The sequence below is a fragment of the Ectopseudomonas toyotomiensis genome, assembly GCF_017167985.1.
GTDB lineage: Bacteria > Pseudomonadota > Gammaproteobacteria > Pseudomonadales > Pseudomonadaceae > Aquipseudomonas > Aquipseudomonas toyotomiensis.
Genome location: NZ_CP070505.1, coordinates 4,690,148 through 4,703,717, shown reverse-complemented (window position 1 = coordinate 4,703,717; position 13,570 = coordinate 4,690,148). Strand labels below are relative to the sequence as shown.

The 13,570-nt window shown below is 61.4% G+C and carries 12 protein-coding genes, 4 tRNA genes and 1 pseudogene; 6 read left to right on the top strand and 11 right to left on the bottom strand.

What is annotated here, in order from left to right; all coding sequences use genetic code 11:
• Nucleotides 1–29 precede the first annotated feature (29 nt).
• From JWV26_RS21785 to JWV26_RS21735, 11 genes and pseudogenes are all read right to left on the bottom strand, one after another.
• On the bottom strand, nucleotides 30–1,811 hold the full coding sequence (locus tag JWV26_RS21785) for a monovalent cation:proton antiporter-2 (CPA2) family protein (RefSeq protein WP_206417804.1): 1,782 nt from the start codon (nucleotides 1,809–1,811) through the stop codon (nucleotides 30–32).
• Between the two features lie 310 nt (nucleotides 1,812–2,121).
• A complete protein-coding gene (locus JWV26_RS21780; protein ID WP_206417803.1) occupies nucleotides 2,122–2,592 on the bottom strand; it encodes a phosphate-starvation-inducible PsiE family protein in 471 nt (156 codons plus the stop codon).
• A gap of 279 nt (nucleotides 2,593–2,871) precedes the next feature.
• A complete protein-coding gene (gene clpK, locus JWV26_RS21775) occupies nucleotides 2,872–5,715 on the bottom strand; it encodes a heat shock survival AAA family ATPase ClpK (protein ID WP_206417802.1) in 2,844 nt (947 codons plus the stop codon).
• 105 nt (nucleotides 5,716–5,820) lie between these two features.
• Nucleotides 5,821–6,154: pseudogene (locus tag JWV26_RS21770) on the bottom strand (Hsp20/alpha crystallin family protein); the annotation flags it as partial.
• A gap of 306 nt (nucleotides 6,155–6,460) precedes the next feature.
• A tRNA-Leu gene (locus JWV26_RS21765) sits at nucleotides 6,461–6,547 on the bottom strand.
• 121 nt (nucleotides 6,548–6,668) lie between these two features.
• Nucleotides 6,669–6,742, bottom strand: a tRNA-Cys gene (locus JWV26_RS21760).
• 38 nt (nucleotides 6,743–6,780) lie between these two features.
• Nucleotides 6,781–6,856 (bottom strand) — tRNA-Gly (locus JWV26_RS21755).
• 67 nt (nucleotides 6,857–6,923) lie between these two features.
• A complete protein-coding gene (gene pgsA, locus JWV26_RS21750; protein ID WP_017677046.1) occupies nucleotides 6,924–7,484 on the bottom strand; it encodes a CDP-diacylglycerol--glycerol-3-phosphate 3-phosphatidyltransferase in 561 nt (186 codons plus the stop codon).
• 33 nt (nucleotides 7,485–7,517) lie between these two features.
• The gene (uvrC, locus tag JWV26_RS21745; protein WP_026088577.1) at nucleotides 7,518–9,341 is read right to left on the bottom strand and encodes an excinuclease ABC subunit UvrC; all 1,824 of its coding nucleotides are present in this window, start codon (nucleotides 9,339–9,341) and stop codon (nucleotides 7,518–7,520) included.
• A 2-nt stretch (nucleotides 9,342–9,343) separates the two neighbouring features.
• Nucleotides 9,344–9,988 (bottom strand): response regulator transcription factor GacA, encoded by a 645-nt coding sequence (gacA, locus tag JWV26_RS21740; protein WP_017677048.1) that lies wholly within the window; start codon nucleotides 9,986–9,988, stop codon nucleotides 9,344–9,346.
• Between the two features lie 164 nt (nucleotides 9,989–10,152).
• Nucleotides 10,153–10,240: transfer RNA gene (locus JWV26_RS21735), tRNA-Ser, on the bottom strand.
• 165 nt (nucleotides 10,241–10,405) lie between these two features.
• Here JWV26_RS21735 and JWV26_RS21730 point away from each other — a divergent pair.
• The 6 genes from JWV26_RS21730 (at nucleotide 10,406) to JWV26_RS21705 (ending at nucleotide 13,570) form a co-directional block, all read left to right on the top strand.
• Nucleotides 10,406–11,074 carry a Bax inhibitor-1/YccA family protein gene (locus JWV26_RS21730; RefSeq protein ID WP_021489164.1) on the top strand — a complete coding sequence of 223 codons (669 nt, stop codon included), beginning with the start codon at nucleotides 10,406–10,408 and terminating at the stop codon, nucleotides 11,072–11,074.
• A gap of 121 nt (nucleotides 11,075–11,195) precedes the next feature.
• Entirely contained in the window at nucleotides 11,196–11,588 is a 393-nt protein-coding gene (gene tusD / locus JWV26_RS21725) for a sulfurtransferase complex subunit TusD (RefSeq protein ID WP_206417801.1), read from the top strand.
• Nucleotides 11,588–11,947, top strand: a complete 360-nt coding sequence (gene tusC, locus JWV26_RS21720) for a sulfurtransferase complex subunit TusC (RefSeq protein WP_045733264.1) — start codon at nucleotides 11,588–11,590, stop codon at nucleotides 11,945–11,947. Before tusD ends, tusC begins: the two co-directional genes overlap by 1 nt.
• Nucleotides 11,947–12,246, top strand: a complete 300-nt coding sequence (tusB, locus tag JWV26_RS21715) for a sulfurtransferase complex subunit TusB (protein ID WP_206417800.1) — start codon at nucleotides 11,947–11,949, stop codon at nucleotides 12,244–12,246. The genes tusC and tusB overlap by 1 nt, the downstream gene beginning before the upstream one ends.
• Nucleotides 12,243–12,578 (top strand): TusE/DsrC/DsvC family sulfur relay protein, encoded by a 336-nt coding sequence (locus tag JWV26_RS21710; protein WP_075747453.1) that lies wholly within the window; start codon nucleotides 12,243–12,245, stop codon nucleotides 12,576–12,578. The genes tusB and JWV26_RS21710 overlap by 4 nt, the downstream gene beginning before the upstream one ends.
• Entirely contained in the window at nucleotides 12,575–13,570 is a 996-nt protein-coding gene (locus tag JWV26_RS21705; RefSeq protein WP_206417799.1) for a glycosyl transferase family protein, read from the top strand. The genes JWV26_RS21710 and JWV26_RS21705 overlap by 4 nt, the downstream gene beginning before the upstream one ends.

Genomic DNA, 13,570 nt, shown 5'->3' with positions numbered 1-13,570 from the left:
GACAGCCCTATACGATCCCGGATGAGTGCTCATTGGGCGTCCCGCGCTTCTTGGTTCGGCGGTTCGATATGCTCGATGTTTCCCAGTACCAATGCTCGCCCGGCAAACAGACCACCCGCTGTTTCCAGAGCAAAACGCTCGGCATCGCGCATGCGCACTTCCTCGGTTACCGCGTCGGCTTCGTGCTCAGACGCACCCAGCGTCAGCACGGCCTGACGTCCGAGCAGCAGGGCCGACTCAAAGGTTTCCCGCACTATGTAGTCCGCGTCGTGCTTGACCAGCTCCAGCGCGTGTTCGCGGTCAAAGGCACGCACCAGCAATTTCACTTGCGGGCAGTAATGCCGCGTACTTTCGACTATGCGTGTCGCGGCTTTCTTGTCGTTCACACAAACGATGATGGCGCGGGCGTGATGGGCACCGGCAGCCTGCAATATTTCATGGCGGGCACCATCACCGTAATAGGCCTTGAAACCATAGGGCTCCACGGCGCGGATCACCTCCGGATCTATCTCGATGATGGAAAGTTTCGCTCCCTGAGCGAGCGGTGCCTGGCAGGCAATCTGGCCCACGCGGCCAAAACCGATGATGAGTACATTGCCTTGCAGATTATGTGCGGTTTCCACACCGTCCATGGAAACGCTCTGCGCGCGGGCCAAACGTCTGTACAGCAGTATGGCCACCGGCGTAATGGCCATGGAGAGCACCACGATAGCCGTCATATTGGCGTTGACTTCGGGACTGATGACCCTGAGCTTGAGCGCCTCGGCAAACAGCACAAAAGCAAATTCGCCCCCCTGCGCCATAAGCACGGCACGATCCAGCGCATCGCCATGGGGGCTCTTCGCGAGGCGCGCGACCGCATAAATACACAGCGCCTTGACCAACATCAGCGCCAGCAGACCAGAGGTGATGAGCATCCAGTTCGTGGCCACCACTTGCAGATCCAAAGCCATGCCGACGCCAAGAAAAAACAGCCCCAGCAGCAGGCCGCGAAACGGCTCTATGTCGGCCTCCAACTGGTGGCGAAATGTGGATTCCGATAGCAGCACGCCGGCAACGAACGCCCCCATCGCCATTGAAAGCCCACCGATTTCCATTAGCAACGCTGCCCCCAGCACCACCAGTAGCGCGGCGGCGGTCATCACCTCGCGCGCCCGGGCTTGGGCCAATACCCGAAACAGAGGATTGAGCAGCCACAATCCGATGGCCGCCAGTGCGCCCAAGGACAGGGCGGCGATACCTATGCGCTGCCAAAGGGGTGAGGTGGGTTCATGCATCACTTCAGTGGGCGCCAGAAAAGCCACCACCGCCAGTAACGGCACGATCAACAGGTCTTCAAACAGCAAAATGGACACGATGCGCTGCCCCCTCGGCTCGGTTATGTCACCGCGTTCAGAGAGGACTTGCATAACCAAGGCCGTGGATGTGAGTACAAAACCGGCTGCGCACACAAACGACACCTGCCAGGGGAAACCAAAGGCCATACCGACGAAGGTGAGCAGGAAGGCACAGACCACCACCTGCAGGCTGCCCAGCCCAAAGATCTGCCCACGCAGCTCCCATAGATGCGAGGGTTTCAGCTCCAGTCCAATCACAAAAAGAAACATCACCACACCCAGCTCGCCCACCTGAATGATGGTGTGGGGGTCATGAATCAATTGCAGTCCGAAGGGGCCAATCATCATCCCCGCCACCAGGTAACCCAGCACCGAGCCGAATCCGATGCGCTTGAGCAGCGGCACTGCCACCACGGCCGCAGCGAGCAACGTGATGACACCCAATAATTGCCCTGCGTTACCTTCAGCGGCCATAGCCTTGACCCTCAGCCCATATCAGGAGCGGTTACAGGTAAAAGTTCGTACAGCCCCGATTTCGGGTGCTTCACCCGACCGGATGGCACGTGCGCCATACAACTTCAGCGTCAGCGCTGCAGCTGCCGCTGGTTCGAATAACAAGGCAAGTAGGCTTGCTCGCGGGGCGATCCACAGCCCCTTTCGCCGAGTAAAAGGCCGCCGGCGAGTGATACCGATCAAAGTGCAAACCGGCAGCACGGCCTGTAGGCGCTTGCTCAAGCGACGCCGTAGCCAGACTCGAGGGCCACCCGCTGGCAGGCATGCCGTCCTAGACGATTCGGTCATCGCGCTCACGCAACAGCCAATAGGTCAGCCCCAGGGCCAAAGTGGCGCCGGCCAATGCGGCGACTTTGGCCGGGCCGACATCGGGATCGAGAATCACGAACTTGCGGGACAGCGCAATCAACCCGATCAGGATGACCGTCTTGACCTGAATGATGCTGTCACGGCGCAAGGCCACGCGCACGATGGAGTGCTTGAATTCCATCGCTATCAGGAGCGTCATGATCATGCCGAACACACTCTGGAAGATCTTGTGGTCGAGCGGATTGAATGCATCGATGACCAGCAGACTGAAGACAATTTGAATCAGCTGCACCAGAGACACCACGATAATCACTGCCATCACCGCTGAAAGGATGATCGCGACGGCCTGCTCGAAGCGTTCGTAAAACGTCATCACCGCCCAGTCACGGCGGAGTCGTTCGAGTGTCGTCCTGGTCTGATTGCTGTTGTTCATGCGCCACTCCTTCAGAAACAGGCCATTCCTACGAGAAATCGCGGTCGCTGCGCCTCTAGGTCTTCGTCCATGCCGAAGCGCGTGAACATGTCGCGGGTGATATCGGCAGCCCACCAGGTCGTCACGGCAGGATGTCGTGCAGCCTGGGGTACTCCACCACGCGCGCACCGTAACGTCCTACTTGAATGGGCCGGGCTCGAGCCGAAAGATGCCCGGCGTATCAACGAGAAAGTACGGGCTGCCCGTCTCGAATGTTCAGGATTGGGGCAGCCTGTCGCTTCATGCTTTGCCACTTTCGGACTTCTTCTTGCGCGTCCCCTTGCTCGACGCCTTGGACGAGCCCGGCGACTGCGCAGATTCGGCGGGAGCTTCTGCGCTGGCCGGAGCGGCTGGCTTGCGGTCGAAGGCAACCCGCTCCGCCTTGTCGTCCCAACGTGCACGGGCGTGATCGCCCTTGCCGATGCCACCGCCGAGCATCTCGCGCGCCAGTGCCGTTTCCAGCTCGCTGCGAATCAGTCGTTTGAGCTCGCGAGCACCGAATTCGGGCTTGTAGCCTTCTTCCGCGAAGTGATCGACCAGCGTCCCATCGAACGCCAGCGTCACGCCTTGGTTCGCGGCATTGCGGGCCACGCGATCGAGTTGCAGGCCGACGATGTGGCGGATTTCCTCCTTGCCCAGCGCATGGAAGACGATGATCTCATCGATGCGATTGAGGAACTCGGGGCGGAAGTGCCCGCGCAACACGTCCATCACCTCTGTCTTGGCCTTCTCGTACTCCTCGCCGGCCGCTCCGCGCGCCTTCAGCCGGCGCTGAATGATGTCGGATCCCAGGTTCGACGTGGCGATGATGATGGTGTTGGTGAAGTCCACCACGCGACCCTTGCCGTCGGTGAGCCGCCCGTCGTCGAACACCTGCAGCAGGATGTTGTAGACGTCGGGGTGGGCCTTCTCGATCTCGTCGAGCAGCAGCACGCTGTAGGGCTTGCGACGGACCTTCTCCGTGAGCTGGCCGCCTTCGTCATAGCCGACGTAGCCCGGCGGAGCGCCCACCAGCCTTGCCACGGTATGGCGCTCGCCGTACTCCGACATGTCGATGCGCAACAGGGCGCCCTCGTCGCCGTAGACGGATTCGGCCAGCGCCTTGGCGAGCTCGGTCTTGCCGACGCCGGTGGGGCCCAGGAACAGGAACGTGGCCACGGGTTTGCTGCCTCCGCGCAGCCCCGCGCGCGACAGCCGCACCGCATCCGCCACCGCGCGTACTGCCTCGTCCTGACCCACCAGGCGCTCGTGCAGCCGCTGCTCCAGGTGCAGCAGCTTCTCGCGCTCCTCCACCGTCAGCTCATTGACCGGGATGCCGGTCAGGCGCGAGACGATCTGCGCCACGTGTTCCGCCTTGACTTCGGCGCTGCCCGAGCCGCGCTCGCGTTCCCAGTCCTCGACCTGCGTCTTGAGTTCGGTTTCCTTGGTTTCGATGCGCTTGCCGACCTCCGACGCATTGTCGTATTGCTTGCGGGAAGCCAGGTAGTCCTGCTCCCGGCGCAACTGGTACAGTTCGGCCTCCAACTCCTGCACCGCAACGGGGCGGGCCGTCGCCGACAGCTTCACGCGGGCGGCAGCCTGATCGAGCAGATCGATGGCCTTGTCCGGCAGGAAGCGCGCGGTGACGTAGCGATCGGACAGCTCGGCGGCCGCGATGATCGCGTCCTCGGTGATGCTGACCTTGTGGTGCGCTTCGAAGGTATCGCGCAGGCCGCGCAGGATCATGATGGTCTGCGCCACCGTTGGCTCGGGCACCATGACCGGCTGGAAGCGCCGCTCCAGCGCGGCGTCCTTCTCGATGTACTTCTGGTACTCGTTGAGCGTCGTCGCGCCGATCAGGTTCAACTCACCGCGCGCCATCATCGGTTTGAAGACGTTGGCCACGTCCAACCCGCCTTCGCCACCACCCTGGCCGGCGCCCACAATGGTGTGCACCTCGTCGATGAAGAGGATCATCTCGCCCTGGTGCTCGGAGATCTCCTTCAGCACCTTCTGCACGCGTTCCTCGAACTCGCCACGGTACTTCGCGCCGGCCACCATGGAGTTGATGTTCAGCTCTACCAGGCGCTTGTCGCGCAGGGTCTCGGGCACCTCGCCGGCCACCATGCGCTGTGCCAACCCCTCGACGATGGCGGTCTTGCCCACGCCAGGCTCGCCGATCAATACGGGGTTGTTCTTCTTGCGCCGCGCCAGCACCTCGATGGTGGTTTCGATTTCCTGCGCACGGCCGATGACCGGATCCAGCTTGCCCGCATGGGCCATCTTGGTGAGATCGCGCGAATACTTGTCGAGCTCCGGCGTATTGGTCGGCGTCTCGGCGCGGCCATCCTCCGCACCTTTGCCGACCACCTTGTTGACCTGCTGGCGCAGGGCCTGCGGCGTGAGGCCATAGCGGCGCAGCAAGTTGGCGGCCAGCCCTTCGCCCTCTTCGGCCAGGCCGATCAGGAAGTGCTCGGGCCCGACGTAGGAGTGTCCTAATTCATTGGAGGCGACGAAGGCGCGACTGAGCGCATCCTTCACCCGTGGCGACACGCCGATCTCGCCTTCAAACGGCGTGTCGCCACGCTTGGCTTCGGCTTCGATCTGGCGCTTGAGGTCATCGACCTTGATCTTGAACTGGCTCAGGATGGTCTTGATCACGTCGCTGTCGGCCAGCGCCAGCAGCAGGTGTTCCGTATCGACTTCGGAGCGACCGAAGTCCGCGGCATGCTTGGCGGCTTCCTGCAACAGAGCCTCGGAGTGCTCGCTGATGCGGCTGGCCAACCCGCTGCCGCGACGGCGCGGCGTGCCCGACGCTGTGGAGGCTGGTTCGCCAAACGACGCATCGACCACTTCATCGGCATCGGCTGCAGCCGGTGCCGACGCTTCTCCGATGCGGAAGAAATCGCTGCCGAGAAAATCTTCGAACAGGCCGCTGCGCGAGCCGAAAAGGGCTTCCAGCGGGGAAATGGCGCGTTTTTGCTGGCGCACCAGTTGGCGGTAGTGATCGTCACACAACAGCATGGTGGTGAGGCGACCATTGAGATTGGCTTCCACCCGCGCGGTGGCGGGTTGGCCGCAGATTTGACATTGCTTCCTGGCCATGCGGACGCTCCTTAGTCATTGAGATGACGAGGTGCGGCATGCCGCGGCACCTCGTCCCCTGGTGGGACTTCGTGGCGACCGCAATGGAATATCCGACTCAGCTTCAATCGGAATCGAGCGGCCGTGCTTCGGTGCACTTGCTTCGCGCTTCGAATCCTGGTTGGCATCGTCGGGCAGGTTCAGTGCACACTGGAAACTGCCGTAGGAGAGTTCGACACGAGAAAAGCCGCTTCGCTCTTCTCTTGCTCCTGGCGCTTTCACCTCGCACCATCGGCACGTCGTTGTCGGGCGTGATCTGGAAGTCCTTTTCCTCGACACCGGGACCGTCGAGGGAAATCCTGTGCTGCTTATCGGTTTCCTGAATATCCAACGCCAGCTTCAGCATGCCTAGCCAATCGAACGGCAAGCGCGGCATGACAAGCGTCGGAAAACCAAATCCAGCCAAGCCCAAGGGGTTTGCTGCTCTTACTTGACAAAGTCTGCGCCTCGCAGGCTAGAAGTCAAGGAAAGTATCTAGCTTAAAAGCCTGAGGCGGAGAATGGGGTTTGCGAGGCTGGCTTGAGCACCACGGTGCAAGCGGCGGCCGAGGCCGGCTTGACGGGTGGTCATCCGTGGCAGGAACGTTTCATCACATGACGCTGGCAGTAACGCCGATCGACTGCTTGCTGATCAGATCGACTGCGGATGAGTGCGAGGATTACGGACCAAGCCATGCCGCCGAAAAAACGTAAGCGCTTGATTTAAGTGGTGCCCGAAGCCGGACTCGAACCGGCACGCCCTTGCGAGCGAGAGATTTTAAGTCTCCTGCGTCTACCGATTTCGCCATTCGGGCGGTAGCGCTGTGCGAAGGGCTGGACTATATACAGCCCTTCGCTTACCCGCAAGGCACGCAACGCCTGCCCGGGATAATGAAAAAAGCCTCGTAGATCAGTGATCTACGAGGCTTTTCGAATTGGAGGCTGAGGTCGGAATCGAACCGGCGTTCACGGATTTGCAATCCGGTGCATAACCACTCTGCAACTCAGCCATGAAGCAAACGAGCCGCCTTGGCGACTCGTGTAAAACTGGAGCGGGAAACGAGACTCGAACTCGCGACCCCGACCTTGGCAAGGTCGTGCTCTACCAACTGAGCTATTCCCGCTTGTCTTGTCGACGGGCGCCATTCTATAGAATCGAATCGCGCCGTCAACCCTTTGATTCAAAAATACTTATTTCTTTTCCGAGGTGGTGCTGAGGTGCGGCCAGGCGGCCAACAGGTACTGCAGCATCGACCACAATGTGAGCACGGCTGCGACCACCAGCAAGATATATCCGAGCACGACCCAGAAGGTGAACACCGGTGGATTACCCAGCAGGATGACCAGCGCCAGCATCTGCGCTGCGGTTTTCCACTTGCCAAGGTTGGACACCGCGACATGCGCCCGAGCACCGAGCTCGGCCATCCATTCACGCAACGCTGAGACGACTATCTCGCGCCCGATGATGGTCGCGGCAGCCAGGGTCAGCCAGAGATTGGAGTGTTCGGCCGCCAGCAGCACCAACGCCACCGCCACCATCAGTTTGTCCGCCACCGGGTCGAGGAAGGCGCCGAAAGGCGTGCCCTGCTCCCAGCGGCGGGCCAGGTAGCCATCGAGCCAATCGGTCACGGCGGCAATCGCGAAGACGCCGCTGGCAGCCCAATAGCTCCAGGAGAACGGTAAATAGAACAACAGGATAAAGACCGGGATCAGCGCGACCCGGAGCACGGTAAGCAAGTTGGGGATATTCATCGGCACAACTAGGCTGCGAGGTGAGCGGGCATTCTACTCGCTGTGCAGAGTGTCATAAATCAACTCGGCGAGCTTTTTACTGATTCCGGGCGCTTTGGCAATTTCTTCGGCACTGGCACGGGACAATTCCTGCAGGCCACCAAAGTGATTGAGTAGCTCGCGCCGCCGCTTCGGGCCGATCCCTGCTACTTCTTCCAGGGTCGAGGTGCGCCGCGTCTTACCGCGGCGAGCACGATGCCCAGTAATCGCAAAACGGTGCGATTCATCACGGATCTGCTGGATCAGATGCAGCGCTGGGGAATTGCCGGGCAAGGTGAACTCATGCTCGGCGTCGTTCAGGTAAAGCACTTCGAGGCCAGGTTTGCGCGTTGTCCCCTTGGCCACACCAAGCAGAATCAGATCCGGCACGGCCAGTTCCTGTAGCACCTCGCGCGCCATGGCCAACTGCCCCTTGCCGCCGTCCACCAGCAGCACATCGGGCAACTTGCCTTCACCATCCTTGATCTTGCTGAAGCGACGAGTCAACGCCTGGTGCATCGCGGCGTAGTCGTCGCCGGCGGTCACGCCCTCGATATTGAAGCGACGGTAATCGGATTTCAGCGGGCCTTCGGGACCGAATACCACGCAGGAGGCGACCGTCGCCTCACCGCTGGAATGGCTGATATCGAAGCATTCCATGCGCTGCGGCGGCTCGTCCATTTCCAGCACGGTAGCCAGCGCCTCGAAACGCTCGGCCAGATGCTGCCGGTTGGCCAGACGCGCTGCCAGCGCCTGTTCGGCGTTGGTCACTGCGAGCTGCTGCCAACGGGCTCGCGTGCCACGCACGCGCAAACTGATGCTGAGACTACGGCCGCGTAGCGACTCGATGGCCTCGATCAGCGTGGCGAAGTCTTCATGCTGCACGTTGACGATCAGCTCGCTGGGCAGGTCGCGCTCGGCATTACCCAGGTAGTACTGAGCAAGGAAGGCCATCAGCACGTCGCCACCCTCCTCTTCGATCGCCACCTGCGGGAAGAAATTCTTGCTACCCAGCACGCGCCCGCCACGCACGCTAATCAGGTGCACGCAGGCGCCACCGGGGGTGAGCATTACCGCGACCACGTCGACGTCGCCGGTACCACCTTCCATGCTTTGCTGGTCCTGCACGCGGCGCAGCATGGAGATCTGATCACGCAGCTCAGCGGCGCGCTCGAACTCCAGGGCCATCGAGGCCTTTTCCATGCTGGCCGAGAGCTCCTCGCTCAGTGCATTGCTGCGGCCATCGAGAAACATCACCGAGTGGCGCACGTCCTCGGCGTACTCCTCCGGACTGACCAAGCCGACGCAGGGACCTTTGCAGCGTTTGATCTGGTATTGCAGGCAAGGTCGCGTGCGGTTCTTGTAGTAACTGTCCTCGCACTGGCGAACCAGAAAGGTCTTCTGCAGCAGGCTCAGGCTCTCGCGAATCGCCAATGCACTGGGATAAGGGCCGAAATAGCGCCCCTTGGCTTTCTTCGCCCCCCGGTGAATGCCGAGCCGTGGAAAGTCGCCGTCGGAGAGAAACACGTAAGGGTAGGATTTGTCGTCGCGCAGCAGGATGTTGTAAGGCGGCCGCCATTCCTTGATCAAGGTCTGCTCGAGCAGCAGTGCCTCGGTCTCGTTGGCGGTGATGGTGGTTTCGATCTGCGCGATACGTGCGACCAGCGCGGCCGTCTTGGGTGCCTGACCGGTCTTGCGAAAGTAACTGGAGAGACGCTTCTTGAGGTTCTTCGCCTTGCCGACATACAGCAGGCGAGCCTCGCTATCGAACATGCGATAGACGCCGGGGCGACCACTGCAGGTCGCCAGGAAGGCACTCGGATCGAATGGGGCAGACATTTTCAGCTGACGGCGTCGACCATGCCGTGGCGCACCGCGAGCAGAGCCAGCTCGACATCGCTGGTGATGGAGAGCTTCTCGAAGATGCGATAGCGGTAGGTATTGACCGTCTTCGGCGACAGGCACAACTTGTCCGAGATGTTCTGCACCTTGTGGCAGTTGGCGATCATCAGCGCGATCTGGATTTCACGTTCGGACAACAGGTCGAATGGCGAACCACTGTTCTGCGGCTGGAAGGATTTCAGCGCCAGTTGCTGGGCGATTTGCGGGTCGATGTAGCGCTGGCCGGCGAATACCAGGCGAATGGCCTGCACCATCTCATCCAACGCCGCACCCTTGGTCAGATAACCAGCGGCGCCCGCCTGCAGCAGGCGCGTCGGGAAAGGATCTTCCTCGCACACGGTAACGGCGACAACCTTGATGTCGGGATGGCTACGCATCAGCTTACGGGTGGCTTCCAGGCCGCCGATGCCGGGCATCTTGACGTCCATCAGGACGACGTCGGGCTTGAGTTCGCGAACCTTGAGCAGGGCTTCTTCGCCAGTGCAGGCTTCGCCCACGACTTGCAGACCGTCGATATCGGCCAGCATACGGGTGATGCCCGTGCGGACCAGATCGTGATCGTCGACAACCAGGACCCTAATCAATCGCCACCTCGTTGCACCTTGTCAGCCACCGTGCAACGACGGTGAGATTGAACTTGCCGGTCACCTTAACAAAAAGCCAGGGCCTGACCTAGCTTGGCGCACGGGAGTCAAAAAGCAAGCGCCAGATTAGGATCAGCAATTGCGTCGTGGCAATTTTGGAGATTTGGCGGAAGCGGTGAGATTCGAACTCACGGATAGTTGCCCATCGACGGTTTTCAAGACCGTTGCCTTAAACCACTCGGCCACGCTTCCAGATTCTTGAGTGCGGAGGCTAACGCTCAACCCTCCGCAGCAGTGCGGGCGGCAATCTTACCGGAACGCAACACACTGTCAAACTCTAAGTCTTGGCAGGCAATCCCGCTCTGTTATGATCCGATACATTCAAATTTGAAAGCCTCTTACAACAGGAGCGTCGCCATGCAAGAGCGAGATTATGCACTCAACCATTCTCAGGTTGAGCAACAGGAAGTCAGCAGCGTTCTGCGCAATACCTACGGCCTACTGGCCATCACCCTGGCCTTCAGCGGCCTGGTGGCGTTCATCTCGCAGCGCGCCAACGTTCCTTATCCGAACATCTTTGTCGTACTGATCGGTTTCTACGGCCTGTTCTTCCTCACCGCCAAGCTGCGCAACTCTTCGTGGGGCCTGCTTTCTACCCTCGCGCTGACCGGCTTCATGGGTTACACCCTGGGCCCGATCCTCAACCGCTACCTGGGCATGGCCAACGGCGCTGAAGTCATCAGCTCCGCCTTTACCATGACTGCGCTGGTGTTCTTCGGCCTGTCTGCCTACGTGCTGACCACCCGCAAGGACATGAGCTTCCTCAGCGGCTTCATCACTGCAGGCTTCTTCGTTCTGCTGGGCGCCGTGGTTGCCAGCTTCTTCTTCCAGATCAGCGGCCTGCAACTGGCGATCAGCGCCGGCTTCGTGCTGTTCTCCTCGGCCTGCATCCTGTTCCAGACCAGCGCCATCATCCATGGTGGTGAACGCAACTACATCATGGCCACCATCAGCCTGTACGTATCGATCTACAACCTGTTCGTCAGCCTGCTGCAGATCTTCGGCATCATGGGCGGCGACGACTGATAGCTTTCGTCCCCCTTCAAGCCCGCTTCGGCGGGCTTTTTCTTGCGCGGCCGTCAGCCGCCTTTGTTTGCCGGGCACCCTGGCCTTATCATTGGCGCAGTTTTGCCTCGCCGGAAACGCCATGAAGTTTGCCATTGCCCTGTTCGCCGCCCCTCATCTGCCTGCCTCGCGACGCGCACTGCGTTTTGCCCAGGCGGCGCTGGCGGACGGCCACGAGATCGTTCGCCTGTTCTTCTACCAGGAAGGCGTGCACAGCGCCGCCAGCAACGTGGTCAGCCCACAGGACGAGGCGGATCTGCCCAGCGAGTGGCGCGAGTTCGTCACCGTCAATGGGCTGGACGCGGTGGTGTGTATCGCTGCTGCGCTGCGTCGCGGTGTACTCAACGCCGAAGAGGCGCAGCGCTATGCACGTCCAGCGGCCAATCTGCAGGCCCCGTGGGAGCTTTCCGGCCTCGGCCAATTGCATGAAGCGGCGCAACAGGCCGACCGACTGATCTGCTTCGGAGGCCACTAATGAGCAAGTCTTTGTTGATTATCAGCCGCCAGGCGCCGTGGAGCGGCCCTGGAGCCCGCGAGGCGCTGGATATCGCCCTGGCCGGCGGCGCCTTCGACCTGCCCATCGGCATGCTGTTTCTCGACGACGGCGTGTTCCAGCTAAGCAAAGCGCAGCAACCTGGTGCGCTACAGCAAAAGGACCTTGGCGCGAACCTACAGGCCCTGCCGATGTTCGGCGTAGAAGATCTGTACGCCAGCCAACGCAGCCTGGCCGAGCGCGGCCTGAGCGATGCCGAACTGAATCTGGCGGTAGAGCGACTGGACGACAGCGCACTGACCGCCCTCCTTGATCGTTATGACCAGGTGATCACCCTCTAATGGCCACCCTGCACATACTTTCCCATTCGCCGTTCGCCGATAGCCGCCTGGCCAGCTGCCTGCGTCTGTTGGGTGCCGCTGATGGTCTGCTGCTCAGCGGCGATGCGGTCTACGCGCTGCAGCCAGGCACAGCCAACCTGCAGGCGCTGCAACTGATGCCCGCCAGCGTCTCGCTCTATGCGCTGGGCGAAGACCTGACCGCCCGCGCCCTGCAGGCGCCCGAGCGCACACAGGTCGTGGACTATCCAGGGTTCGTCGAGCTATGCACCCGCTACGCCAAGGTCAACAGCTGGCTATGAGCACGCTCAACGTCGCCGGACGCGAAATAGCCCTGGACAAGGACGGCTACCTGGTCGACCTGCAGGATTGGTCACACCCCGTAGCCGAGGCGCTGGCCGCAGCGGAAGAGTTGCAGCTGAGTGAAGAACACTGGGAAATTCTCGAACTGCTGCGCGCCTTCTATGCCGAGTTTCAGCTATCGCCGGCCAACCGCCCGCTGATCAAATATGCCGCTCTGAAACTCGGCACGGACAAAGGCAACAGCCTACACCTCAATCGCCTGTTCAAGGGCACGCCCGCCAAACTCGCCGCCAAGCTCGCCGGCCTGCCGAAACCGACCAATTGCCTATGAACCTGATCACACCCGCCGAACACCCCTTCGCCCAGTTCGTGCGCATTCTCGGTAAGGGCAAGCGCGGCGCCCGCGGCCTGACCCGCGAGGAGGCCAGCGAAGCCATGGGCCTGCTGCTCGACGGCATGGTCGAGGACACCCAGCTCGGCGCCTTCCTGATGCTGCTGCGGCACAAGGAAGAGAGCGCCGAGGAGCTAGCCGGCTTCACCGAGGCCATCCGCCCACGACTCGCCGCCCCCGATATTCAGGTCGACCTGGACTGGCCCAGCTATGCCGGCAAAAAACGCCACCTGCCCTGGTACCTGCTGGCGGCCAAGGCGCTGGCCGCCAGCGGCGTGCGCATCTTCATGCACGGCGGCGGCGCCCATACCGCAGGCCGTATGTATACCGAACAATTGCTGGAGCAGCTGGATATCTCTTGCTGCGACGGCTGGCAGGCAGTTGAAACAGCGCTCGACAAGCACAACCTGGCCTACAGCTACCTGGGCAACTGGATGCCGGCGCTGCAACGCATGATCGACCTGCGTAACACCCTGGGCCTGCGCTCGCCGATCCATTCCCTGGCCCGCGTGATCAACCCGCTCGGCGCCCGCTGCGGACTGCAAAGCATCTTCCACCCCGGTTATCAGGCCGTGCATCGCGAAGCCAGTGGGCTGCTCGGTGACCATGCCATCGTGATCAAGGGCGAAGGCGGCGAGATCGAGGTCAACCCGGACGGTGCATGCCATCTCTACGGCACCCTCGATGGCGAGAACTGGGACGAAGAATGGCCTGCGCTGTCGGCGCAGCGCCATGTCAAACCCGAACGACTCGACCCAGCCGTGCTGGGCGCATTCTGGCACGGCGAGCACGATGACCCTTACGGTCGCCTGGCGGTGATCGCCACCATGGCCGTCGCATTGCGTGGCCTGGGCTTGGCACGTGAAGCAGCGTTCCAGGAGGCCCAGCAGCGCTGGGATGCACGCCTTCAATCTAACCAGTCGATCATTTAA

Coding starts and splice junctions, on each gene's coding strand:
- JWV26_RS21785 (WP_206417804.1), bottom strand. CDS start 1,811: ATGGCCGCTGAAGGTAACGCAGGGCAATTATTGGGTGTCATCACGTTG.
- JWV26_RS21780 (WP_206417803.1), bottom strand. CDS start 2,592: ATGAACAACAGCAATCAGACCAGGACGACACTCGAACGACTCCGCCGT.
- clpK (WP_206417802.1), bottom strand. CDS start 5,715: ATGGCCAGGAAGCAATGTCAAATCTGCGGCCAACCCGCCACCGCGCGG.
- pgsA (WP_017677046.1), bottom strand. CDS start 7,484: ATGAATATCCCCAACTTGCTTACCGTGCTCCGGGTCGCGCTGATCCCG.
- uvrC (WP_026088577.1), bottom strand. CDS start 9,341: ATGTCTGCCCCATTCGATCCGAGTGCCTTCCTGGCGACCTGCAGTGGT.
- JWV26_RS21730 (WP_021489164.1), top strand. CDS start 10,406: ATGCAAGAGCGAGATTATGCACTCAACCATTCTCAGGTTGAGCAACAG.
- tusD (WP_206417801.1), top strand. CDS start 11,196: ATGAAGTTTGCCATTGCCCTGTTCGCCGCCCCTCATCTGCCTGCCTCG.
- tusC (WP_045733264.1), top strand. CDS start 11,588: ATGAGCAAGTCTTTGTTGATTATCAGCCGCCAGGCGCCGTGGAGCGGC.
- tusB (WP_206417800.1), top strand. CDS start 11,947: ATGGCCACCCTGCACATACTTTCCCATTCGCCGTTCGCCGATAGCCGC.
- JWV26_RS21710 (WP_075747453.1), top strand. CDS start 12,243: ATGAGCACGCTCAACGTCGCCGGACGCGAAATAGCCCTGGACAAGGAC.
- JWV26_RS21705 (WP_206417799.1), top strand. CDS start 12,575: ATGAACCTGATCACACCCGCCGAACACCCCTTCGCCCAGTTCGTGCGC.